Source organism: Paenibacillus radicis (ex Xue et al. 2023) (assembly GCF_024722015.1).
GTDB lineage: Bacteria > Bacillota > Bacilli > Paenibacillales > NBRC-103111 > Paenibacillus_S.
On record NZ_JANQBD010000019.1, the window covers coordinates 1 to 24,944 of the forward strand.

A 24,944-nucleotide genomic window follows, 5' to 3' on the forward strand; every position below is an offset into this window, starting at 1 on the left:
TCCCTTTAAGCCTTGAATATTTGAGGATTTCCCCATGCGACTTCAACCTCCTGTGGTAGGGTAGGTATAGATTGAAGCTCTTTGTCAGGTGCTTCGTATCTTCGATAGTTGCTGGGGATTTCCCTTCATTAGTGGATTATATTACACGCCAGACTTTATAAGTTTTCAGCGGAGCTGAAGAAGTCTGATATTGCAAGAAAAGCTACCGCTTAGACACGAATGTATCTTCTTCGAGAGGGCTTCGAATAGAAGCTTTTCTTATAATAAATAACTAAAACTAACAGGAGTGTGAATAGATGAAAAAGAAATTAGTACTGATCGGTAACGGTATGGCTGGAGTTAACTGCGTAGAGCAGATTTTGAAGCTTGCCCCGAACCGCTATGACATCACTATCTTCGGCAGCGAGCCTCACCCCAATTATAACCGTATCCTACTTTCGTCTGTTCTGGCGGGAGATGCGGATATGAATGATATTGTGATTAATAGCCGGGAGTGGTACAAGCAAAATAATATTACCCTGTATACGGGAACAACGGTAAATGGCATTGATTCATCACGAAAGCTGGTCAGCGCTGACAACGGAGTCAGTGTACCGTACGATGAACTAATCGTAGCTACGGGGTCGCTTCCTTTTATGCTGCCGCTGCCTGGTGCGGATAAAAAGGGAGTTATTGCTTTTCGCGACATTAAAGATTGCGAGATTATGATGGAAACGGCCAAATTATATAAAAAGGCGGTTGTAATAGGCGGGGGATTGCTTGGATTGGAAGCAGCCAGAGGTTTACTGAATCTAAATATGGAAGTATCTGTAGTTCATATACACAAATATTTGATGGAAAGACAGCTGGATGTAACGGCGGCCGTCATGCTGCAAAAGGAACTTAAGCAGCAGGGGATGAAGTTTTTGTTAGAGAAAAACACGGAAAGGATTATTGGGATAAAGCGGGCTACGGGCGTAAGATTTACAGATGGTTCAGAGGAATCTGCGGATCTCGTTGTTATGGCAGTGGGTATAAGGCCTAATGTGCAGCTTGCCAACAGAAGCAGGATTGAGATCAATCGTGGTATTGTCGTTAATGATTATCTGGAAACAAATATCCCTCATATTTATGCGGTGGGTGAATGTGCAGAGCATCGCGGTATTGCGTACGGACTTGTAGCCCCTCTCTATGAGCAGGGCGCAGTCCTTGCTAAAAGATTAGCTGGCGTGGACACAGAGGGCTATCAAGGCTCCGTAGTTTCAACTAAACTGAAAGTTTCCGGTGTGGATGTGTTTTCGGCAGGACAGTTCACGGATAGTGAAGACACTCGGGCGGTACGCGTGCAGGACGAATTTGACGGTGTGTACAAGAAGGTCGTTATTAAAAATGGTAAGGTTGCAGGAGCGGTTTTGTTCGGAGATACAAGCGATGGCTCACGATTGTTCGCTATGATAAGGAGCGGGGAAGATGTAACGGGCAGAGAGAAGGAAATTCTGTTTGGCTCAGGTGGTTCTGGCTCCGTTAAATGCGGGGCTGACATGGTGGCGGCTATGAAGGACGATGAAATCATCTGCGGATGTAATGGCGTATCGAAAGGAGCTATCGTACAAGCGATTAATGAAAAAGACTGTTCAAGCGTCAATGATATCAAAGCATGCACTAAAGCTTCCGCTTCATGCGGCGGATGCAAGCCTCTTGTCGCTGATGTGCTTTCCTGTGTACTCGGGACGGATGGAGTGAAGATGGTCAAGGAAGGCATTTGTGGATGTACGACACTGAGCAGGGATGAAGTGGTTGACGGTATCCGCAGCATGAGATTGACGACCTCGAAGGAAGTTATGAATGTAATGGAATGGAGCCACCCGGAAGGCTGCTCCAAATGTCGCCCTGCTCTGAACTATTACCTTGGCATGGTATGGCCTGATGAGCATGAGGATGAGAAAGAGTCGCGTTTTGTAAATGAAAGGAACCATGCCAATATCCAGAAGGACGGTACTTACTCAGTTGTTCCGAGAATATACGGCGGCGTTACCACTCCTAAGGATTTGAAGAGAATAGCTGAAGTAGCCGAGAAATATGATGTACCTTTGGTTAAAATTACCGGAGGGCAGCGGATCGACTTGTTAGGTGTAAGGAAGCAGGACTTGCCGCATATGTGGGCGGATCTGGACATGCCTTCAGGCTACGCTTACGGTAAAACCTTGCGGACCGTTAAAACTTGTGTAGGCTCGACCTTTTGCCGATTCGGTACTCAGGATGCTATCAGCATGGGGATCGAAATGGAGAAGCGGTTCGAGCGGTTGAGTACGCCGGCTAAAGTAAAGATGGCTGTGTCTGGATGCCCGCGCAACTGCGCGGAAGCAACAATCAAAGATTTCGGTGTAGTAGCAATCGATGGAGGATGGGAGCTATATGTAGGAGGAAACGGCGGGACAAAGGTAAGAGCGTGCGATCTGCTTAGCAAGGTTAAGACGGAGGAAGAAGTGCTGGAATGGACGGGGGCGTACCTGCAATATTACCGAGAGACAGGCAAGTACAACGAGCGAACAGCAGAATGGTTGGAGCGGGTAGGGTTGGATACCATTAAGGCAGCTCTGGAGAACCCCGAGGACCGCTTGGCTCTGGTAGAACGTATTGAACATGCGCTCAGCTTGACGAAGGATCCGTGGAAAGAGATTATTGAGACGGATAAGCTGCGGACAGCATTTGATTCATTAGCGGCTTCCTCGGCACAATAGTTGGGCAATTTTTCGTGAATATGACTTTCTGAAAGTAAAGCCTCCCTTCCACTCAGCAGTGGTTAAGGAGGCTTTTTTGTTTAAGCTTGCGGAAGCTGGAGCCACCAAATCCCTGCGCATTCCGGTAAATGCACGAGATTTTGCTTAATCACTCTGTCTGCCAGCTCCTCGCCAAAGAAGAAACGTGTTAATTCCTCAGCCTGCTCCAGGCTGTCAAATAAATAATCCGTTCTAATCCATTTGTGGGAGAACCCGTAGTCATCTGTCAGCATGGAGTAGTATTTCCTTAAGAAATCCGGAGCTTTGGGCGTATCGTTACCTGTACCTAATGTTTCGAAAATAATAACGGTTCCATTGCTGCGCAGAACACGTTTTATTTCTCCTACGATCTCATGGATATTTTGCTCCCAGTTCTGGACATTCGTGCTGCCTAAGTAACAAATACTCCAGCCAGCTACGATTAGATCAGCGCTTTGATCTTCTAATGGAAGCATCCGATGATCGGCAGCTTGAGTTCGCCAGTTCGTTAAGCCTGCTTGGATGAGCCTATCTGCTGTTAGGCGCAGCATTGCCTCAGAGGCGTCAAGAGCGATGATGGACTTGGCCCTTGCTGCCAGTGAAGCTGTAAATCTTCCTGTACCTGCACCAAGCTCGACAATGTCCAACCCGCTGAAGGGTCGTATTTCTTCAATTCGATCCGTTAAATCAGCTTGCTTGGAGATTAATTGGTGGTACTTTTCGGCTTCCTTTGCATAAATATTCGAATGGTCCGGCATGGGTATTTCCTCCTCGTAATGGGAATGAACTTAACAACTCTATCGTACAAGTTGACGTAACGAGAAGGTCAAACATTTATTTATCTGATAGGTACGGCATATACGATGTGAAGGAAACGATTCATTTGATGATGTTTAATCATATAGCCGTTATCCTCAAACCATTGGTGCAGTGTCGGCAATACGGGATATTCTTCAATATCCTCTTGTATGGGGTCATGGGCTGCATGCATAAGGTCAGCCAAACAAATGCGTCCACGAGGTTTTAAAACTCTGCGCATCTCTTCTAAAGCCAGAAGCTGCTGTTCGGTTGTCAAGTGATGAAAGGCAAAGCTGGAGACGACAAAATCGAATTGTCCGCCAAGGTAAGGGATAGCGAGAAAGTTTCCTAGCTTCGTTTCCAAATCCGGATATTTTCTTTGACATTGCCGCAGCATTTCTTTGGATTGGTCGACGGCCGACATGCTGGCGCCAAGTTCTATAAGCTTTCCTGCCAGATTGCCGGTTCCGGCTCCGATGTCCAGACCTTTTTCTCCTGGAATAGGTGAAACCCATTTTACTATTAGAGCCAGAGCTTGTTCGTAGTCTGAATAATTGCCGGTATTATTGGCAACCCGTTCGTCATGAGTGGATGCTTGTTGATCAAAATTCCACTTATCCTTCCAATTTTTCCGCTGCTCCCTTAACAATTTGGAAGCTTCAGCAAGCTGATAAATGTCTTCCAGCGGTAATGTATTTTTGCTTTTTAAAAGTGCAATCATATGATCGGTTGTTTCAATAACCTGCTTTATTTCCAGCCATTGAGACATCATGACGGTTCGTTGGAGCTCAAGGTAGTATTGAAGCTGTTCGTGGTTGGTCGCGTCTATTTCTTCCAATGCTTTCTTAATATCAGCTAGCGGCATCCCGGCTTCTCTAAGCGAAATGATGGTTTGTAACCGCCATACATCCTTTTCAGTAAAGGTACGATATTGGTTGTTTTCCTGTTTAGTAGGGGATAACAACCCTTTTTCTTCATAGAATCGGACTGCTCTCGGAGAAATGTTAAGCTTACCCGCTATTTCTTTAATCTTCACACCAGATTCCTCCCATCCTGTTCATTATAAACATTAACGTTACGTTAATGTAAAGGGGGGGCGGACGGGTATACAACACAACAAGCGCCTTAGTTATCAAGACAAGCGACCCAAGCAAGCCAAGCAAGCCAAGCAAGTCAAGCGAGCCAAGCAAACCAAGCAAACCAAGCAAGCCAAGCAAGCCAAGCGAGCCAAGCCGAGCGACCCAAGCGACCCAAGCGACCCAAGCAAGCAAGCCAAGCAAGCCAAGCGACCCAAGCGACCCAAGCAAGCAAGCCAAGCGACCCAAGCAAGCCAAGCAAGCCAAGCGACCCAAGCGACCCAAGCAAGCCAAGCAAGCCAAGCAAGCCAAGCGAGCCAAGTAACCAACCGACCCAACCCAATCCCAAACGGACAAATGAAGGTAGTGTTCGGATTCGATAGCCTATGTATTCGATCTTAGAAGTTAAACGCTAGAGGTCATCAGTTGTCCTGATGAATAGCGTGGCTACCATGGAAGTGGATGCGATAGCGGAAGCAAATCTTCCGCTATCGCATGGAAAATATAAAAAACAGAGAAATAAAGGAATGGCTAGTTCCGTTATTTCTCTGTTTTTGGTGTATAGCACTCCTTTTCGCCCGGTTAACGGAATTCCGGCTTCCGCTAAAGCCTTGAATTCGGGGGGCGGAGTAAATAACGGAACCCACAGTTCCGTTTGGACCTTTCAGGCGCCATAACAGCTTCGCCATTGTATTCACCGCTGTATCTCCATTACAATAAGAGCCCTTATCATAAATTGTCGATGAACCTTGGCTAGTTAGTGGTTTGCAGGGGTGGTTTGATCGGCTTGCGTCGAGCATTGAGGACGATATTGATTAATATAACGGCCAGCACGACAAGTTGCGGCACAGTTGTTTCCCAGCTAGGGTAAATACCCAGCTTCGGAAGGTTGAATAAGTGATCCGAGTTGTGCGCAGGGAGGCTTCCAGTGACCTGCAGCGCATGAACGCTGACGCCTATGAACTTAAAGGCCATGTAGTAGAGCAGCAAACCGGCTGCCAGAAAAAATGGGCGTACCGGAATTCGCGAGCTCAGTTTGATAATCGCATAGCCGATAGCAGACAATGCGATGAGGGCGCCAACGATACCGAGCAGCAGGTCAGTCAAACCAATTGTAGCTACCATACCAAAATAAAAAATAATCGTTTCCGCACCTTCCCTTATAACGGCAAGAAATGCGGTAAAGCTAAGCGACCATAGTGTTCCTCGAGCCAGGGAGGTGCCGATGCTCTGCTCCACATAACGGGTCCAGGCTTGCAGGTTGGATTTCTTGTGCAGCCAGGCTCCAATCGTTAGCATAAACAAAACAGCAACAAGGCCTGTAACCCCTTCTATCGTCTCACGTGAGCTGCCTGTTGATAAGTTGGACAGGACGATGCTCAGAATGACGGCAAGAATGGCGGAGGCGACGAGCCCCATCGCCGCTCCGGACCAAATCCATTTGCGTTTGTCTGCGTTGCCGGATTTGTTCAAGAACGTCAGCAGCGAGACGATTATCAGGATGGCCTCCAGCCCTTCCCGGAACAAAATTAATGCTGCATCCCAGGCTGTGTAAGAGGATGCCTCTGCGAAAGGCTGAAGCTCTGTTTTCATCTCAGCTATAAGGGAAGACGCTTTATCCCAGTTAGGAGGATTGGATAAAATCAGAGTCGGGACAGCAACCATCTTCGTTTCGATGCTGCTGTATGTGTCGGGTGCTCTCGTGATGACGACGCCTTCTACAGATGGCCAGGCAGCGATGAAGCCATCCATTTTGCCTGCAGCCACTTCCGGCTGCTTGCTCTGAATGTCTGCTTGAACGGAATCTAGAAGCTGCAGGAGCGAAGAGATGGATGGCTGCTCCGATGAGGTGGAAGTGGTTGATGCATTTGCTTCCGCCTTGCCCGAGACATAATCCTCAACGGCTGTAATTAGCTCTTTTAGCTTCGCTGTGCTTTTGGCTGCATCTGGAGGTTCAATATTTAGTGCAATCCGAGCCCCGCTAATTTTCAATTCCATATTGCCATAGACCTGTGCATTCTCGGATCGGATTAGGTTTTCGGCTTTATACCAGCCGTTAACGAAGCTGTTATAGGATTGTTTGGCTTGGGGCCAGTTTCCCGCTGTGACGGCTGCCAAGCTTTTGTTCAGCTGAGGAAGAAGCGCTCCAATCTGCTTATGGGCCTTTTCCTTGGGCTGGCCGCTGTCTCCTTGTGCCGTAACATAACGGTCGACTGCTTTGGCTAGACTGGAAATGGCAGCTGAAGCAGGCTCTGGCGCGGAACCAACCTTCGTGAGCTCCTGCTCCGCTTTGAGCAGCGCTGAGGATAACGCCTCGGCCTCGGCCGATTTATCCGTATTTACTTCCCAGAGAGCCTTCAAACGTGTAACGGATAGTCGAGCTTCCTCCCAATTATTGTCCCCGCTGCTGATTAAAGCGTCGCTGGATAGAGCGATAAGCTGTTTGAGCTGATCAGGCTGAAGGGCGGCAGCAGCTCCAATAGCTCCTTGAAGTCCGGACAATAGCAGCAGCAGGAACATACAGATGATGAGCCTATTACGTTTCAAGCTCAAGATGTTCACTCCATCCCTGATTATGATTAAAATAACGTATCCCCGATATAGCCGCCTGTGCTAGCTCCGGGGAGACAGGCATATAAGCCGCTGCCTACATGTGTGATATATTCGTTGAGCTTATCCATGGATGCCAGCTTCTGCTGCATGGGAATAAACTGCTTGCGAGGATCACGATTGAAGCAAATGAACAGAAGACCGGCATTCAACTGCCCGGTCTTTACGTCCATGCCGCTTGAGTAGGAATAGCCTCGTCGTAAAATTTTTACCTTGCCGTCCATGTGAGATAGCGCTACATGCGAGTTTGCGGGAATGACGAGGTTGCCCTTGGCGTCCTTGCGGTCCAGCTCAAGCTCGTCGAATTCGCCGGCTTTGCTGAGCGGCGCGCCTGAATGGCGATGCCGGCCGAACGTAGCCTCCTGATCATCAAGGGAGGATCGATCCCATACCTCAATTCGTATGCGGATTCTCCGCATCACCATGTAGCTTCCGCCAGCCATCCAAGAAGGATTGTCGGAGGGCTGTGCCCAAACGATCTCATCGGCCGTTGCCGCTTCGCTAACGTTGGGATTATTAGAGCCATCCTTGAATCCCATAAGGTTTCGCGGGGTGGAGCCTGACGGGTCCGCAGCACCGGTGCGCTGGAAGCCTTCCTGCATCCAATGGAGCACCGCCTTTCCGCGAGCGATACGGGCGAGATTGCGCAGCGCATGGAAAGCGACCTGTGGATCGTTCGCACACACTTGAACGACAATATCTCCGCCGGACCATTCCTTACGAATCTCATCGCTGTTAAATCGAGGGAGATCAACCAAGGGAGCAGGCCGCTTCCCTGCCAAGCCAAAGCGTTCATCGAAGAAAGAAGCGCCGAGGCCAAATGTAAGGGTAGTACGCATTGGAGCGAGTCCCGCACTTTCCCCTGTATCGGCAGGAGGGAGATGCGGATTGTCGCTCTCCTCCTCGATGAACTTGCCTTCGGCGAGCCTTGCCGATGCCGAGGTCCAGATCTGAAACAGCTTGCGGACATCCTCAAGCGTAGTGGCTGTTAAATTAAAAGCAGCCATACAAATGAAATCCTGCATAGGTGTTAAGATACCCGCCTGATGTTTGCCGTAGAAGGGGATGATCCCATCTGCGGAAGCAGTAGCTGAAGCGGCTGCGGTGGAAGTTTTGCTGGAGCCAGCAGGGCCTTGGAGCCAACTATTCATGCCTCCCGCCCCTAGCAGCAGGCCGACGCCTCCGACACCAGCCAGCTTCAAAGCGTCCCGTCGTGAAATTTTTTTACTTGATGCGTCTTCGGGATCGTTCGTTGTCATGAGTTAGCCCCCTAGAATGGTTCCCATTTTGGACAACGGCTCTGCCAAGGCGTCGAGCGCTTGGCTCAGTTTCTTGATTTCATCTTCCTTCAGATCGCTGTAAAGCACATAATCCTTATCTCTACGGTAAGGTGTGAGAGCTTTGTCAAGCTCGCCGAAGCGAGTTTCGATTTCTTTGGATAGAGCAGCATCCTTCTTCTCTACAGACGCTTTAAGCACCTTGAAAATTTCGTTCGCCCCTTCGACATTAGCTGCAAAATCGTACAGGTCCGTACGTGAATATCGTTCTTCTTCACCGGTTACTTTGCTTGACGATACCTCATTAAGCAGCTCGACAGCGCCGGTTACCAGCAGCTTTGCGTCGATCTCTACGCTCTCTACCTTAACGCGAAGCTGCTTTACATCCTGCAGCAGCTGATCGGCGACCTTATCTTGACCAGCCAAAGATTTCGTTTCCCATAAAGCTTTCTCTAGTTTATGGTATCCGCGCCACTCGTTATCAGGGACATCGCCTTCACGGGCGTCGATCCATGGATCGAAATCTCCCAATGATTCAGCTATTGGCTCTATTCTTTCATAATAAGCACGTGCGGGTGCATATTGCTTCTTCGCTGCTTCTATGTCTCCGGCTTTGACAGCTTTAGTGAAGCTTTCAGTGGATTTCACAAGCTGGTCAGTTTGTTCAATAACCCACTTGCGGTATTGATCAATCGAAACTTTCAGATTCGGAGCGGCATCGTTGGCAGCGGCAGGCTTTTCACCGGCCTTTTCTGCAGGTTTATCAGCAGGCTTATCTGCAACAGCCGGTTTAGCAGGCTGGGTGGCCTCCGGTTTTTTGGCGTCTTTATTAGCTTCAGAATCTCCGCATCCAGAGAGCAGCAGGGCTGAACCCAACACAACTGCTGACAGAGGATAGCTCCATTTTTTATTCATGCTAAACATCCCTTCGTATTCAAAGTATGGCCAATATTAATGAGAATAAAAATCATTATCAGTTAAAAATAATTTATACCTTTCACTAAGCTTTTGCAATACTTTTAAAGAACAAAGTTGTCGATATTTTGTCTGTTTAAGTGGTTTCTACTTATTAAAATAATCTGCCGATGATCAAGGAACCATTCAGGGGCGGGGTCATGCCAACTTCTTGTTTGATTTGCCTAAAAATTTGTTGATCTGGGAAAGTCATATTGATTTAATAAGGTTCATTAAGATCAATGAGTGGTTTATAATAAAGCTAAATTCCGATTAAGGATGAAATTCACCCTAATTCATAAGGAGATCTATCATTTGCATCTACTAGCTAAGGAGTCCAGTTTGTTTAATGAGATTGCGGTTTACGAAACTAACCAGTTATATGGCGAGATGGGAAAATATCGATTTTTGCAGTTTTCAGATGATGCTATGCAAGGTGCAGTGGACTTGAAGGATCTGAGTCGCATTGTGCTGGAATACCCGAGAGCAATTATACATTTAATGGAGTTCAACGATCCGTCGTTTGAAAATGTGTTTGTCATTGGGCATGGTATCGGGACAATCGCGAGCCATTACCCGGACAAGCGATTTACTGTAGTAGAAATAGACCAGAAAGTAGTGGAGTTAAGCAGACTGTTTTTCAATTACCGGAAGGATAATGTTGTTATAGGAGATGGACGCAGTATCCTTATGAATGAAGAACCCAATAAATTTGATTATATAATCTTGGACGCTTTCACGAAAAAAGGTACTCCGCTCCATTTAACAACGAAGGAATTTTTCGAAATGACGATGGAAAAGCTCGACTCTCGGGGAGCTATCATTATTAATCTAATGGGAAAATCCAAGAACGATAAACTGATCGATGCTATTTATACCACTCTTAGAGAAACGTATGCTTACTCAAAAGCCTACGGCCTAGCGGGGACGAATGAGTCTGACATACGGAATATTATTGTAATGGGGAGCAACAAGACTATCGAATTCCAGGCAAAGGATATGGCAGGCTTTATTGAGATCGAACTAGGAAATGGACATATTATAATGGACCTCACACCTCATACTTGAACCGCAGCGGCTGCCGCGAAGGAGAGGTTTCGGTGTTTTGCACGCTGTAGAAAACGGGTTATTACACACGTGCGCTCACTTAAGCATAGAGGGTATCGGTTATTTACATATGGAATATAAAATGGAAAAATAAAACAAGCTCCTCTATTGACAAAAGGGATTATATGGAATAAAGTTTAATTGTTAGTGGTTTGTTAGTTGATATAATTTAGTAAGTTAAATATTGGGGAGGTAATACTTTTGGCTAAAGCGAAATGGACGGTTGACACCACTCACAGCAGCGTTGACTTTACAATCCGACACATGATGATTGCGAAGGTAAAAGGCACATTCCATACCTTTGAAGCGGAGATTGAGGCTGATCCGGAGGATCTGACATCGGCCGATGTTAATTTCAGTATCGATTTAAGCAGCATTGATACACGCAATAGTGATAGGGATGCCCATCTTCGTACAGCGGATTTCTTCGATGTGGAACAGTTTCCTCTGCTGACGTTCAAATCCAGCCAAATTGTGAAAACGGGAGAAGGGGAATATGACGTGACAGGTGATGTAACACTTCATGGCGTAACCCGTTCTGAAACGTTCGCCGTTACCTTCGAAGGTTCAGGTAAAGATCCGTGGGGCAATGAGAAGGCTGGCTTTAGTGGTCAGGGGAGCTTCAAACGCAGCGACTACGGCTTAACATATAATGCGGCACTTGAAACAGGCGGCGTTCTCATCGCAGATGAGGTCAAAATTTCCATTGAAATTGAAGCGTCCAAATAAGAATTGAAATTTATAACGCTTATATCCTATAAAATTGAAGCCTCCATTCCACGGCTCTGTGGTTGGAGGCTTTTTGCATTACATTAGTGATATGATAGCGCATTTGGCTGTTACAGAGACATTCAATCAGGTTTGGTGTGAGCTAAGCTACCCCAGTCTGAAGCAGCTCATCGATGCTTGACTTTAGTATGTCAAGTTCATCCGTTGGTTCAAATCTGCGGATGACTTTCCCTTCCTGGTCAATAAGAAACTTGGTAAAGTTCCATTTAATGGAGTCACCGTATAACCATTCAGGTGATTTCTCGGTAATCATCATTTTGAGCAGCTTGGCGTTAAAATTAGCCTCATCAAATCCTTGGAACGGAGCTGCTCTTTTTAAGTAATCGAATAGAGGATGAGCATGCTCGCCGTTAACTTCCAGCTTTGCTGCAATAGGGAATTTCACGCCGTAATTAATTTGACAAAAGGATGAGGCTTCCTGATTACTGCCAGGCTCTTGTTCCCCGAATTGATTGCATGGAAATCCAATGATTTCAACTCCAAGTGCATGATACTGGTCGTAAAGCTTCTGGAGATCTTCAAATTGCGGGGTAAATGTGCATTTGCTCGCCGTATTTACAATAAGGACAACTTTATCTTTAAAATGGTACAAGGGCATGCGTTCTCCGTTTGTTTTGACAATGTTAAAATCATAAATAGTCACGCGTCTCACCTCATCAACAGGGTTTATTCTTGCAACAATAGTATAAAAATTCCCATAAGGCAATAGTCCTGATAAAGTTTCATGAAACCTTCATTTGATCTTCATCATACCTTCATGAAGCTAACAGCAGCAGGTGATAAGATTTGTCTATGAAGCAAATTTATACTTAGTTTAAATATATGAAAAGAGGTAAATACCATGTATAAAACAGTTATTATCGGAACTGGGCCGGGGGGATTGACGGCTGCCATATATTTGGCGAGAGCGAATCTGAATCCATTAGTTATTGAAGGGCCCGAGCCGGGCGGTCAGCTTACCACTACAACAGAAGTTGAAAATTTTCCTGGATTTCCGGATGGAATAATGGGTCCGGAGTTAATGGATAATATGCGGAAACAAGCGGAGAGATTTGGTGCTGAATTCAAATCTGGTTGGGTTAATAAAGTTGATTTCTCCAAGCGCCCCTTTACCCTTTCGGTGGAAGGTATGGGGGAGGTACAAGCGGAATCGGTCATTATTTCAACGGGTGCTTCGGCCAAATATCTAGGAATTCCAGGCGAGAAAGAAAACGTCGGCCGCGGTGTTAGCACTTGTGCGACATGCGATGGATTTTTCTTCCGCAACAAAAAGATCATCGTTGTTGGAGGCGGAGATTCAGCCATGGAAGAGGCTAATTACTTGACACGATTTGCTTCCGAAGTCGTGCTTGTTAACCGGCGGAGTGAGCTTCGCGCTTCGAAAATCATGCAGGATCGTGCGCGTGCCAACAGTAAAATCAGCTGGGGACTGAATAAAACGCCCTTGGAGGTACTGGCCGGCGAACGCGGGGTAACTGGATTGAAGGTAACCAACAACGATACTGGGTTAGAGGAAGTTATTGAAGCCGATGGGGTATTTATTGCAATCGGCCATACTCCGAACACCAAGTTTCTTGGAGGTCAGCTGACAGCTGACGACAATGGCTATCTGCTCGTGAAGCCTGGTACTACGGAGATGAACATCCCTGGTGTATTTGCTTGCGGAGATGTTCAGGACAGCCGCTACAGACAGGCGATTAGCGCGGCGGGAACCGGATGTATGGCTGCACTCGATTGCGAAAGATTTCTGGAGGATTCACATGCTCATTCAGACTTAACCTTTGCGGCATCGGGCGCTGTGGAAGGAAACTGATAAGGGAATAGACCGCTTCCTCTGCTTTTGCGGAGGGCGGTCTATTTTTTGCATTAAGATTTAATCACTCTTTTGGCCGAAACCATACGTCCCTTCCAGTTGTCGTCAAGCTCTGTGACGGTTACTCCAATCCCTACCCGATAAGTATGCAATACTTTATTATCTCCAAGATAGATGCCCACATGTCCAATCTTCTGGAGTCCGGATTCATTTTTGCGTTGAGGTGTTGTGAAGAACAGCAGGTCGCCTTTTCGTATCTTATTTAATTCCACTTCCTGTCCCGTTTGGCTCTGATCTCTGGAAACACGGGGCAGCGTCACGCTTTGCTCTCCAAAGATATACCGTGTAAAGGAAGAGCAGTCGAAGGTGGCGGTCTGCTTAGGAGAAGCGCCGAACTGATAGGGCGTGCCCAAATATTTCAAACCGATAGCGATCACAGCATCCGCTTTGCGCTCCCACGCAGGCCGATCTGCTTCGAAACGGTAATCTGTCGCTGCTGCTGACACATAGCCCTTCCGGCCGTTAACAGTAACTTCGAGCCATTCCCTGTTCGACTCCGCACTGACTTCGACTTTAGTATTCATCGGCAATGTTTCAAGAACCGCAGCATTTCCATCAGGCTTCTCCAGCATGACAGCTGCAGCTTTCAGTATTGCAGTATTAGGCACATACTCCGTCTTGGGAGGTGTGGGAAGGTCGGATGCGGGATCGTCGCTTTGAGAGGGATCGATGATAGTAGCCATTTTCGTTGAATCATCCCAGCCTACATCAAATCCAAAAGTATCGGCAAGCAGCCGGATTGGAATATAAGTTGTGCCCTGGTAATTTAAGCTGCCTGGAAGCTGCCGGGTCCCATCGTTATAGCCATCTTCAGCTGAAAAGCTGGAATCCCCTTTCTTCCAATGAAAAGGAGAGAGGTCTGCCGTTACCTGCTGTATTTTTCCTGATGCCAATGATATTCCAGAACCAAGTCCTCCTGCAAAAACGGCAATACCTAGAGTGATGTATAGAGCGGCTGATTTTTTCATGATGAATGGCTCCTCCGGAGAAATGGTTATCTCTAAACTATTCGGAGGCACGGTCGATTTAATGGGAGCTCGAAGTAGGCTGGGGCAATTTACCACACTAGAAGTGCATCGCTTGCTTCTCAAGCTTGAATTAATAAAAAGCCCTCCTCCAACCATTTGGTTAGAAGAGGGCTTAGGTAGGCTAAGCTAGCTAAAAATTAATTAAATGATGCCGTGAGCGAGCATAGTATCCGCTACTTTTAAGAATCCGGCAATGTTGGCGCCCACCACGAGGTTGCCGGGATGACCGTATTCCTCTGCTGCGTTGACAGAGTTTCTATAAATGTTTTTCATAATTTCATGAAGCTTGTCGTCCACCTCGTGGAAGGCCCATGAATATCTCATGCTGTTTTGAGCCATTTCAAGCGCAGAAACGGCAACGCCACCGGCATTTGCAGCCTTCGCTGGTCCGAAAAGCACGTCAGCTTGCAAGAATACATCGATAGCTTCCAATGTAGAAGGCATGTTAGCTCCTTCGCCGATTGCTAACACTCCGTTTGCTACCAAACGTTTGGCTGATGTCTCGTCAATTTCATTTTGGGTAGCGCATGGAAGAGCGATGTCACATGGAATTGTCCAGATGTTTTGGCAGCCCTCGAAGTAAACAGCGTCCGGATGTTCATTCACATACTCGCTGATCCGTTTTCTTTCTACTTCTTTCAGTCTGCGTACTGTTTCGAGATTAATTCCGTCTTTATCATAGACGTATCCGTTTGAATCGCTGCATGCAACGACTTTGGCGCCTAATTGGACTGCCTTTTGGATAGCGTAAATAGATACGTTACCTGAGCCGGACACAACAACTGTGCTTCCGTCAAAGCTTAATCCTTTGGATTTCAGCATTTCATTGACGAAGTAAACGGCACCGTAGCCAGTAGCTTCTGTACGAGCCAAGCTGCCGCCGTACAAAAGTCCTTTACCTGTAAGAACTCCGGCTTCATTGCCGCCGCGGATTCTTTTGTATTGGCCGAACATGTAGCCGATTTCTCTTGCGCCAACACCGATATCTCCCGCAGGTACGTCAGTATCAGGACCGATATATTTGCTTAATTCAGTCATGAAGCTTTGGGTGAAACGCATAACTTCGCCTTCAGACTTGCCCTTCGGATCGAAATCGGATCCGCCTTTACCGCCGCCGATCGGTTGGCCGGTAAGGGAGTTTTTGAAGGTTTGCTCAAAACCGAGGAACTTAATGATGCTGGCATTAACGGAAGGATGGAATCTTAATCCGCCTTTGAAAGGACCGATTGCGCTATTGAATTGAACGCGGAAGCCGCGGTTAACGTTAACAATCCCCTGATCGTCTACCCAAGGCACACGGAAAGTAATCATTCGTTCCGGCTCAACCATTCTTTCAAGAATGCCGTTTTCCATATACTTTGGATGCTTGGCAATGACAGGTACTAACGATTCGAGAATTTCTTTTACCGCTTGATGAAATTCACTCTCGTGAGGATTACGCTTTACTACAGTTTCGTATACCCCCTGAACATAATCTTTTGCGCTTACTTCTTGTGGATTCAAGGTTTGAAGATTACTCACTACGGTTCAACCACCTTCATAAAATATCGTTATTTTATTGATCCCTAAGCCCGGTTATTCGACTTTATTTGCTACTTTATTTTTACATATTAAGCTGGAATCGGCAACAATAATTTACATGTTATGTTAAGTTACAATCGGGGGTAAGTCGATGAATAAAGGGCTGACATTGTACGATATTTTTTCTGAATAATAACAGAATATTTGACACGTATAGGTAAGAAGTGCTGTTATTATTGTTGATGTGGTTATATGCTTAGTTGTATGTCAATTTGTATGCCAGGAGGAACGAGAACAATGAACCCTTTTACATTGCGAGTGATCGATATTATTAAGAACATACCTGAAGGATACGTTATGACTTATGGGCAAATTGCGGATCTGGCGGGAAGCCCGCGAGGGGCGAGACAGGTCGTGCGGATATTGCATACGCAAAGCCGCATTCATAAGCTTCCCTGGCACAGGGTAGTAAATGCTCAAGGGGAAATCGCGATTAGGGATGATGAATCACGCTTTATGCAGACACTTTATTTGAGCAATGAAGGCGTGGAATTGAAAGTCGATGGACGTATTGACCTAGAGAAATACCGATTCATCCCATCAAGTAGTGAAGATAACAGCATATGAAACGACTTCAATGCTTCATAGGACATAAACAATGATTCAAGCTGCTTGAGCATTATACCGGAATAAAGTAAAGCGGTCATGGGAATTTTATCGGATGTAATCATTGGCTGCGAGTCGGCAACTGAGGGCTAAGCTCTAGCTAGAAAGGGGTAACGAATATTGATGAAACGTCTGGCTGCAAGTATGGTTTGCCTTGTTTTGATCGTCTTATTAACCTCCGGTACTGTATTCGCTCAAGGGTCTCAGCCGTATCATTTTGGATTCAAGAAGAGCAAGGACGGCAAGCTTCCCTCGATAGCGGAGGAGGGCTTTATGGCTACGGTTCAAAAGCACGAAGCTATTTTTCTAGGGGATACGGAGCAAAAGGAGCTCTATCTCACCTTCGATAATGGTTATGAAAATGGGTATACAGCCCAAATTCTGGATGTGTTGAAGGAAAAGAAGGTGCCCGCCGCTTTCTTCGTTACGGGTCACTATGTTAAAGACCAGCCGGACCTGATCAAAAGGATGGTTAGCGAGGGACATTTGGTCGGGAATCATTCGTGGAGCCATCCTGACATGAGTCAAATCTCGGTAAACCGGATGAAAGAAGAGCTGGAGAAAGTAAGGCAAGCTGTGTCACAGCTTACAGGCCAAGAATCTATGCCGTATTTGCGGCCGCCGAGAGGAATTTTTAGCGATCAGGTGCTAAGGGCAAGCCGAGAGCTGGGTTATACTAATGTGTTCTGGTCCATAGCCTATAGGGACTGGGATACGAAGCAGCAAAAGGGCTGGAGCTACGCCTATGAAAGTGTAATGGCTCAGCTTCACCCGGGCGCGGTGATTTTGCTCCATTCGGTATCAAGTGATAACGCCAAAGCGCTAGCGAAAATTATCGATGACACTCGTCAGCAGGGGTATGAGTTCAAGAGTCTGGATCAATTGAAAAATAAACATTATCATTAATTGCTCCGTCCCCCAAACATAAAATTACTTGCATAGGGAAATAAGAATAGTACTGTGATTTTACCGAGGGGGGGCTTTTTTCATGAGTAATGATACCAATAAACTGTCTATTTTTGCATTAGGCGGGGTTAATGAAATTGGTAAAAATATGTATGTTTTGCGGTATGCCGATGATATTGTGATTGTCGATTGCGGCTCGAAGTTTCCTGACGAAACGTTGCTTGGTATTGATTTAATTATTCCTGATATTACTTATTTGCTGGAAAATCGCGATAAAGTTCGGGGTATCCTTATTACCCATGGCCATGAAGATCACATTGGCGGATTACCTTACATATTGCGACAGTTCCCCATGCCCGTCTATGCAACGCGGCTTACCCTGGGGCTGATTGAAGGGAAGCTTAAAGAAGCCAAGCTGCTTGGATCAACAGAACGGATCTTAATTCATTCGGATTCAGAAGTTCAACTGGGCTCCATGAAGGCCACTTTCTTCAAGACGAACCACAGTATTCCTGATTGTCTGGGCATTGTGTTTCATACCCCTGAGGGAGTAGTTGTTCATACGGGAGATTTCAAGTTTGATTTAACCCCTGTAAACGAGCAGTATGCCGATCTTCATAAAATGGCCGAAATTGGAAAAGGTGGCGTTCTGGCTTTATTATCTGAGAGCACTAATGCAGAACGTCCTGGCTTTACCCCGTCGGAACGGATTGTAGGCGAGCATATTGAAGAAGAATTCCACAGAGCCCGGCAAAAGGTATTTATCTCGACTTTCGCCTCTAATGTGCACCGGCTGCAGCAAATTATCGATGCAGCGCATTTTACGAATCGCAAGCTGGCCCTACTTGGTCGGAGCATGATTAACGTGGTTACGATAGCTTCTGAGCTAGGGTATCTGAATATTCCTGAGGGAATGCTGATCGAACCGGCGGATGTTAACCGATTCGATTCGAGCCGGGTTGCCTTACTGTGCACCGGCAGTCAAGGAGAGCCGATGGCGGCATTGTCCCGCCTAGCCCGTGGGAACTTTCGTCACATTGAGATTCATCCAGGGGATACCGTGATACTCTCGGCAACACCTATTCCTGGCAATGAACGCAATGTAGCGCATACGGTAGATGATCTGTACCGCTTAGGCGCAAGAGTCATCTATGGCTCAGGATCTGTGACGGGGATGCATGTTTCCGGGCATGCGAGCCAAGAAGAGTTGAAATTAATGCTGAGTCTTATGAAGCCCAAATATTTCATACCGATTCACGGAGAGTTTCGCATGCTGCACCAGCATCGTTTGCTGGCTGAAGCCGTTGGCGTGGAGCCGGATCATACCTTCATTTTAAATATCGGAGAAGTGGTTGAAATCCGCAACGGCATTGCCCGTCAATCAGGGAAAGTACCTGCTGGAAATACGCATGTGGACGGATTGGGCATAGGGGATGTAGGGAATATTGTGCTGCGGGATCGGAAGCATCTCTCTCAGGATGGTATTCTCATTGTGGTGACAATTCTTAGTAAAACGGAAGGGAAAATTGTATCCGGACCGGATATGATCTCCCGAGGTTTCGTGTATATCCGCGAGTCGGAGGGGTTGCTGGATGAAGCGAATCGCTTGGTTAGCGATGTGATCAATAAGCTGCAGACAGAAAACATTAATCAATGGAGTACGATTAAATCTCATGTGAAAGAGGTACTGGGGAGATTTTTGTATGAAAAAACGGGCAGAAGGCCGATGATTTTGCCAGTTATTATGGAGATTTAACATTCCACCAAACGATAGCTGGTTAATATGAAGCTGATGCCAATGCCGGTGTCAGCTTTGTTGTTTACTTATTTGGCTGCTATGTTTTTGAGCAAAAATTCCAACTGCCGGGTGCTATGAGCTATAATAAAAAGGGTATTAACTTTTTTCTTGAAATAACTGACTTTATAAGTTTTCAGCGGAGCTGAACAAGTCTGTTATTGCAAGAAAAGCTACCGCTTAGACACGAATATATCTTCATCGAGAGGGCTTCGAATGGAAGCTTTTCTTACTGGGAGCATAAAGGAGACCTACACATGAATATGTCCAAGTCACAGGCAGGTAAGCCCACTTTAACCGAAGGGCCGATAGCCAAAACTCTTTTCTTATTTTCTTTGCCTATCTTGCTGGGGAATGTGCTGCAAAGCTTGAATGGCTCGATTAACTCAATCTGGATCGGCAAGTTTCTTGGTGAGCAAGCGCTCGCGGCTACGTCCAACGCTAACATCATCATGTTCCTCTTAATTAGCGGTATATTTGGAATTGCGATGGCGGCAGTAATCCTGATTGGTCAAAATTTGGGAGCCAAAAAGGTGGATGAAGCTAAAAAGGTAGTCGGTACGAGCGCCGTATTTTTCATGGTGTTATCTATTATTGTGGGCTGTATCGGGGTGTTTTTCTCTCCTCATATTTTGAGCTGGATGAATACGCCTCCCGATGCTTTCGAGCTGGCGGTTTCGTATACCCGGATTATGTTTGCGGGAATTCCCTTTATTTTTGGCTATAATCTGGTCATGGCTGTGCTGAGAGGCTCTGGCGATGCCAAAACGCCCTTTTACTTTTTGCTGCTGTCCGCCTGTCTCGACATTATTCTGAACCCATTGTTAATTGAAGGAATAGGACCGTTTCCAAGGATGGGGATATCCGGTTCTGCTACCGCGACGTTTATTTCTCAGCTTGTCAGCTTTGTTCTCTTACTTGTTTACCTGTATCGGAAAAAGTATTTTCTGCGTATTACCAAAACCGATTTTCATTTGCTTACTTTGAACTGGACGATTATCCGGTCCCTTATACAAAAGGGTCTCCCGATGGGTTTAAATATGATTGTAGTTTCAGTGAGCAATTTAATTTTGATTCATCTGGTCAATTCATTTGGGTCTGAGGCGTCGGCTGCGTTTGGGGTGGCCACTCAAATTTCCAGCTATGTACAGATGCCGGCCATGGCTATTGGAGGTGCTGTGACTTCCATGGCTGCGCAAAATATTGGAGCGGGGAATTGGCATAGGGTCAACCGCATTACGTGGATTGGCGTTGCATTCAACGTTGTGTTGACGGGGTTGCTTGTTATCTGTATTCATTTCTTTAACCGTGAGGCGGTTAGTTTGTTTCTGCCACCCAATGGAAAAGCGATCGATCTGGGCGTTCATATCAACAACGTTACTTTATGGTCCTTTATACTATTTGGCATTTTCAATGTGGTGGCTGGTGTTGTAAGATCCTCAGGAGCTGTTATTGTTCCGCTGGTTGTATCTTTTATTGCCTTATTGTTCGTAAGAAATCCCATTGCTTATCTATTAGGCTATAACTATGGATTCGATTCTATTTGGTGGAGCTTTCCCATCAGCTTTTTTATAGCCGCTGCGCTGAACATTATATACTACAGATTCGGCAACTGGAAAAAAGCGAGAATGGTAAGCGCCGCGGGTGCTTCGTAGACCTGACGCTGAATCCTGCATAAAGAACCTCCGCGATCACCGATAAAGGTGGGAGCGGAGGTTTTTTGCGTTAAGTACCTCTTTAGACTTGATAGGTGTGACTTTCAATGCATCGATAAAAGGGCTGTTTCTTTCACCCCAACCCGAAAATCGGTTAAGGAGGCCAGGAATCAGCGCAAAGGACAGAGTATAACAAAATAGGGCATGGGTGTGTGTGGAGTGAAGGAGCGATGGTGAATGGTTAACTGGAATTTCTGGAGCTAATAATCCCCGTCAGATCCTCGGTAAGGTATTTAACTGGAGAAGCTCCTTCTATATAGAGAGATTATTGGGTGAAATGCATTAAAGGATGGAATCAGCAGGATATTTTCCAGTTATTTGCTGAAAAGGCCCTTGCGGCCTGGAATTAACGGGAGGATTTCCTGTTAGCCAACCATGCATCCTTAGACTGCACCACAGAGCATGAAAGCTATTCCGTTCTTTCATTGTAGTTATAAGCGAACGCCTGGCTTTTTATGGTATGTGAGGGATGCCATGACGTGAAGATGATACCGTATCGTTCGCGACTTTGATCAGATGGACGACGGGGGATCCTGAGATACCGCCGCAGTTTAGATAGCGAAGCATGTGGTGGAGAGGTGTACCCGGAATACTACCAAGGGATACATGGCTATGAATACCGATTCGAAGACCGGTTAGGGATGAAAGAAGCCGCAGAAGGCACAGAGTAGAACAAAAGAGGGCATGGGTGTGGGATGGAGGAGCGATAGCGTCCGCCCTGGTCGTCACCTCCGGTGACTGCTCGGGTATGTAACCTGCCTTTGAAGCTCTTGTTCCTCCTGCTGCAAGCCTACCATTCAAAGGAACACGACTTCAACAGCGGCCGGAATCCCACATCCATCCAAACCTACAAACGTAAATTGTACACCAAGGACGCCGCAAGGCGTTTTTCTTACGGTGCGCTTAGCCTGATCGTGCACCAGCGGCTTTATTGATTTTATTAATACAGAAATAGAAAGTTTCAATTAGACCAAGAAAAAGATTGGCATTACAATAATATTAATTCCGATAAATTACATATGTATAGTATGAATAAACGAGGGGGAAATAACTGAACCGAAGTCAATTTAGGCTGGAGGAGGAGCTAGTGTACGCACTTAACAATGTATTCATCCGGTAGTTCCTTGAACCCTAATAAAGGAGTGGAAAAAATGTCGACTGCAATTCATGTGCTCGTCCGTGATGCCCGACTTGAGGAATGGGAGGAGGCAATTGATTTAACCATAGCGGCCTATCGGCAATATGAGGAAAGCTTTGGACAGCCGTTATGGGAGCAATACATAAAGAACATAAGGTCGCAATGGGTAAATCAAGAGAATACACAGCGGATTGTGGCGGTTCAGGGAGGGAAGCTTGTGGGCAGCGTGCTTTTGTATCCTCCCCAGAAAGGCTTGTACGAGAAGTTAAATGAGATGATCCCCTATCCGGAAGTCAGACTCTTGGGTGTACATCCCTCGATTAGGGGAAAGGGCATCGCAACCACGCTGATTCGCGAATGCGCGCAGCGAGCTATTGGAGCCGGAGCGCCTTATTTGGGACTGCATACTTCAGATCGAATGCCGTCCGCAGTAAGGCTGTACACGAGGCTTGGATTCGAGCGAGTGCCTGAATTCGATTTTTTCGGAGGCGATAATCGGACCTTGGTTAAAGCTTACAGGCTTAAACTTGCTGCAACTAGTAGCTTATGACTCCCGTGTTGCAATATGGCATTCCAAATAATAGGAAGTATATATCAGGAGGAGTTACCTATGAAAATAATGAATTGCATGGCAATTACAATTGCTTCCGTGTTACTGCTTGCAGGCTGCGGAGCGAAGGAACAGACAGCTGCTAAAGGGGCGGCCAGCACGGCCAGCGTTGCAGCTCCCGCAAGCGCAGCGCCTCAGAAGGTAAAGAAGATCGTTGTCGGTACGAGCGGCACCTTCAAGGATGTTACTTTCCTGGATGATAAGGGAAATTTGACAGGCTATGATATCGAATTAACCAAGGAAATCGACAAGCGTCTGCCGGGTTATGAATTCGAATTTAAGACGATGGAATTTGCCAGCATCCTGCTGAGTTTGGAAGCAGGCAAAATCGATCTGGCCGTTAACCAGTATGAGGTAAATCCGGAGAGGCAAGCCAAATTTCTTTTTAACGATGAAGCTTATAACATCTGGCCAAGCAAAGTCGTTGTGCGTAAGGACAACGATGCAATCAAATCTGTCGAGGATCTGAAGGGCAAGAAAGTGATAACAAGCCCGGGAAGCAATGGAGCCGTGTGGCTGCAGGATTACAATAAGGCCCACGGAAATCCGTATGAAATTGTCTTCTCGGGAAGCGGCGGGACTAACGATGTCATTAGCCAAATCAAAACAGGCCGAGTCGATGCTACCATCGGTACACCTTTTTCGATAGCGAGCCGCAATAGAGACGCCGACGCGCAGCAGAAAGTGGTAGGTCCGGTCCTCTACACCTCGAAAATTTATTACGTGCTGCGTAAAGATGAAACTGAATTAAAGAGCAAAATTGATGAGGCGATTCGGGAAATTAAGAAGGATGGAACGCTGGCGAAGCTGAGCAAGCAATGGCTGGGCGAAGATTTTACAGTTACTGAATAAATTCGCCTCGCCTGATCAAGTCGAGGGAGGCATAGGGGGTTAAATGGGGAAATCATTTGATTTTACACTCATCTGGGTTTATCTGCCGAAGCTGCTGTCATTTCTGCATGTGACCTTGTTCATTGTAGTGGCTTCCGTCGCATTCGGCATCCTTATTGGCCTGGTCGCGGCATTGCCAAGATTGTATAAGATTCCGATTCTCAACCGAATTGTGGTTATTTACATTTCTTATACGAGAGGCACTCCGATTCTGATCCAGTTGTTTCTGGTCTATTACGGATTGCCGGAGCTGCTCAAGGCTGTCCATATCGATGTGACCGATGTTCAGCCGCTTGTGTTCGTGGTTATCACCTATGCGCTCCACTTTGCCGCTTATTTCTCCGAAATCGTACGCGCCGCAGTGAATGCCGTCGACCGCGGTCAAGCGGAAGCCGGCTATTCCATTGGCATGGGAAATTATGATGTATTGACGCGGATCGTACTTCCCCAAGCCTGGAAGGTCGCACTGCCGAACGTTGCCAATCTGATTATTGGCACCTTGAAGGACACATCCCTCGCCTATACGTTGGGAGTAATGGATGTTGTCGGCCGAGCCGAAATGTTAGGCACGACCTATCATTTTCTGGAGATATGGATCGCACTTTCGATCATTTATTACACGATAGTTCTTATCTTCGAGTACACATACCGCAGGGTAGAACGCAGCTTATCCAAATATGAAAAGCATGTCGCTGCTATTAATTAAAGAGGAGGGGATGGGATATCCAGATCGACTTCAGCTTTATCATAGAGGCTTTCCTGGCAATGCTTAAGGCGCTGCCGCTTACTTTGGTCATTTCTATTGTGCCCTTGTTTACGGGGTTCATCGTCGGAGTCGTTGTAGCCTTCGTGCGTATGTACAAGGTCAAATACATTCATCGGATAGCTCAATTCTATGTTTCCTTTTTCCGTGGGACGCCTCTGCTGCTTCATATTATGTTAGTTTATTTTGCTCTTCCAATGATACTTGATGCTTTGTCGGAGAGGTATGGCTGGGGGATAAGCTCCAGCTTCATTCCCCTGATTATGTTTATCTTCGTTGCGTTTACGTTGAATATTGGCGCTTATATGTCGGAAACGATTCGTTCCGGGATCTTGTCGGTCAGCATCGGACAATTGGAAGCGGCTTATTCGGTAGGCATGACAACCTCGCAAGCGATGAGGCGCATCGTCATTCCTCAGGCCCTGATGGCTAGTCTGCCGAATCTGCTAAGCAAATTCGTCGGATTGCTGCACGGATCTTCGCTTGCCTTCACCATTTCCTTACAGGAAGTGAACGGAACGGCACATATTGTGGCTATGAGAAATTGGAAATATTTAGAGGCCTTCATTGCGGCCGCTGTAATCTATTGGATATTGACCATAATAGCTGAGCATGTTTCAGGTTTATTGGAGAAACGTTTGAATGTGTACAGCAAGGGTGGCGTGGCTTAATATTCAAGGGCTATCGAT

Annotated in this window: 21 protein-coding genes; 12 read left to right on the forward strand and 9 right to left on the reverse strand. The window is 46.5% G+C overall.

The features are described from left to right. Positions 1-296 precede the first annotated feature (296 nt). Complete coding sequence (gene nirB / locus NV381_RS23905; protein WP_258215809.1) at positions 297-2,720, forward strand: nitrite reductase large subunit NirB; 2,424 nt, start codon at positions 297-299, stop codon at positions 2,718-2,720. Positions 2,721-2,800: 80 nt separating this feature from the next. Here the strand turns inward: nirB and NV381_RS23910 are convergent, their stop codons facing one another. From NV381_RS23910 to efeO, 6 genes are all read right to left on the reverse strand, one after another. Continuing rightward, positions 2,801-3,496, reverse strand: coding sequence for a class I SAM-dependent methyltransferase (locus NV381_RS23910; protein WP_258215810.1), 696 nt, complete (start codon positions 3,494-3,496; stop codon positions 2,801-2,803). A gap of 80 nt (positions 3,497-3,576) precedes the next feature. After that, positions 3,577-4,572 carry a MerR family transcriptional regulator gene (locus NV381_RS23915; protein ID WP_258215811.1) on the reverse strand — a complete coding sequence of 332 codons (996 nt, stop codon included), beginning with the start codon at positions 4,570-4,572 and terminating at the stop codon, positions 3,577-3,579. Beyond that, entirely contained in the window at positions 4,562-4,933 is a 372-nt protein-coding gene (locus NV381_RS23920) for a hypothetical protein (RefSeq protein WP_258215812.1), read from the reverse strand. Before NV381_RS23920 ends, NV381_RS23915 begins: the two co-directional genes overlap by 11 nt. Positions 4,934-5,365: 432 nt before the next feature. Then, positions 5,366-7,174, reverse strand: coding sequence for an FTR1 family iron permease (locus NV381_RS23925; RefSeq protein ID WP_419182296.1), 1,809 nt, complete (start codon positions 7,172-7,174; stop codon positions 5,366-5,368). 17 nt (positions 7,175-7,191) lie between these two features. Then, positions 7,192-8,481 (reverse strand): iron uptake transporter deferrochelatase/peroxidase subunit, encoded by a 1,290-nt coding sequence (efeB, locus tag NV381_RS23930; protein WP_258215814.1) that lies wholly within the window; start codon positions 8,479-8,481, stop codon positions 7,192-7,194. Between the two features lie 3 nt (positions 8,482-8,484). Continuing rightward, positions 8,485-9,414, reverse strand: a complete 930-nt coding sequence (gene efeO, locus NV381_RS23935) for an iron uptake system protein EfeO (RefSeq protein ID WP_258215815.1) — start codon at positions 9,412-9,414, stop codon at positions 8,485-8,487. A gap of 354 nt (positions 9,415-9,768) precedes the next feature. Between efeO and NV381_RS23940 the strand changes: the two genes are divergently transcribed. Together NV381_RS23940 and NV381_RS23945 are read left to right on the forward strand one after the other, a co-directional pair. Beyond that, entirely contained in the window at positions 9,769-10,521 is a 753-nt protein-coding gene (locus NV381_RS23940; protein WP_419182297.1) for a spermidine synthase, read from the forward strand. A 240-nt stretch (positions 10,522-10,761) separates the two neighbouring features. Then, the gene (locus tag NV381_RS23945) at positions 10,762-11,289 is read left to right on the forward strand and encodes a YceI family protein (protein WP_258215816.1); all 528 of its coding nucleotides are present in this window, start codon (positions 10,762-10,764) and stop codon (positions 11,287-11,289) included. Positions 11,290-11,431: 142 nt separating this feature from the next. Here NV381_RS23945 and NV381_RS23950 read toward each other — a convergent pair whose 3' ends face one another. Then, positions 11,432-11,992: a glutathione peroxidase gene (locus NV381_RS23950; protein WP_258215817.1), complete on the reverse strand. Its 561-nt coding sequence runs from the start codon at positions 11,990-11,992 to the stop codon at positions 11,432-11,434. A gap of 198 nt (positions 11,993-12,190) precedes the next feature. Between NV381_RS23950 and trxB the strand changes: the two genes are divergently transcribed. Beyond that, positions 12,191-13,162, forward strand: coding sequence for a thioredoxin-disulfide reductase (trxB, locus tag NV381_RS23955; protein ID WP_258215818.1), 972 nt, complete (start codon positions 12,191-12,193; stop codon positions 13,160-13,162). A 53-nt stretch (positions 13,163-13,215) separates the two neighbouring features. Here trxB and NV381_RS23960 read toward each other — a convergent pair whose 3' ends face one another. Together NV381_RS23960 and gdhA are read right to left on the reverse strand one after the other, a co-directional pair. Beyond that, complete coding sequence (locus NV381_RS23960; protein WP_258215819.1) at positions 13,216-14,190, reverse strand: NlpC/P60 family protein; 975 nt, start codon at positions 14,188-14,190, stop codon at positions 13,216-13,218. A gap of 201 nt (positions 14,191-14,391) precedes the next feature. Continuing rightward, positions 14,392-15,771 (reverse strand): NADP-specific glutamate dehydrogenase, encoded by a 1,380-nt coding sequence (gene gdhA / locus NV381_RS23965; protein WP_258215820.1) that lies wholly within the window; start codon positions 15,769-15,771, stop codon positions 14,392-14,394. Between the two features lie 297 nt (positions 15,772-16,068). On the opposite strand from gdhA, the gene NV381_RS23970 reads away from it, so the two are divergent. The 8 genes from NV381_RS23970 (at position 16,069) to NV381_RS24005 (ending at position 24,926) form a co-directional block, all read left to right on the forward strand. Then, positions 16,069-16,398 carry an MGMT family protein gene (locus NV381_RS23970; protein ID WP_258215821.1) on the forward strand — a complete coding sequence of 110 codons (330 nt, stop codon included), beginning with the start codon at positions 16,069-16,071 and terminating at the stop codon, positions 16,396-16,398. A 183-nt stretch (positions 16,399-16,581) separates the two neighbouring features. Beyond that, on the forward strand, positions 16,582-17,343 hold the full coding sequence (gene pdaA / locus NV381_RS23975; RefSeq protein WP_258215965.1) for a delta-lactam-biosynthetic de-N-acetylase: 762 nt from the start codon (positions 16,582-16,584) through the stop codon (positions 17,341-17,343). 82 nt (positions 17,344-17,425) lie between these two features. Continuing rightward, entirely contained in the window at positions 17,426-19,099 is a 1,674-nt protein-coding gene (locus NV381_RS23980; RefSeq protein WP_258215822.1) for a ribonuclease J, read from the forward strand. A gap of 302 nt (positions 19,100-19,401) precedes the next feature. Then, a complete protein-coding gene (locus NV381_RS23985; RefSeq protein ID WP_258215966.1) occupies positions 19,402-20,793 on the forward strand; it encodes an MATE family efflux transporter in 1,392 nt (463 codons plus the stop codon). Between the two features lie 1,211 nt (positions 20,794-22,004). After that, entirely contained in the window at positions 22,005-22,541 is a 537-nt protein-coding gene (locus tag NV381_RS23990; RefSeq protein ID WP_258215823.1) for a GNAT family N-acetyltransferase, read from the forward strand. A 60-nt stretch (positions 22,542-22,601) separates the two neighbouring features. Further along, complete coding sequence (locus NV381_RS23995) at positions 22,602-23,453, forward strand: transporter substrate-binding domain-containing protein (protein WP_258215824.1); 852 nt, start codon at positions 22,602-22,604, stop codon at positions 23,451-23,453. 43 nt (positions 23,454-23,496) lie between these two features. After that, positions 23,497-24,198, forward strand: a complete 702-nt coding sequence (locus tag NV381_RS24000) for an amino acid ABC transporter permease (RefSeq protein ID WP_258215825.1) — start codon at positions 23,497-23,499, stop codon at positions 24,196-24,198. Positions 24,199-24,257: 59 nt separating this feature from the next. Then, on the forward strand, positions 24,258-24,926 hold the full coding sequence (locus NV381_RS24005; RefSeq protein ID WP_258215826.1) for an amino acid ABC transporter permease: 669 nt from the start codon (positions 24,258-24,260) through the stop codon (positions 24,924-24,926). The last annotated feature ends 18 nt before the right edge of the window (positions 24,927-24,944 follow it).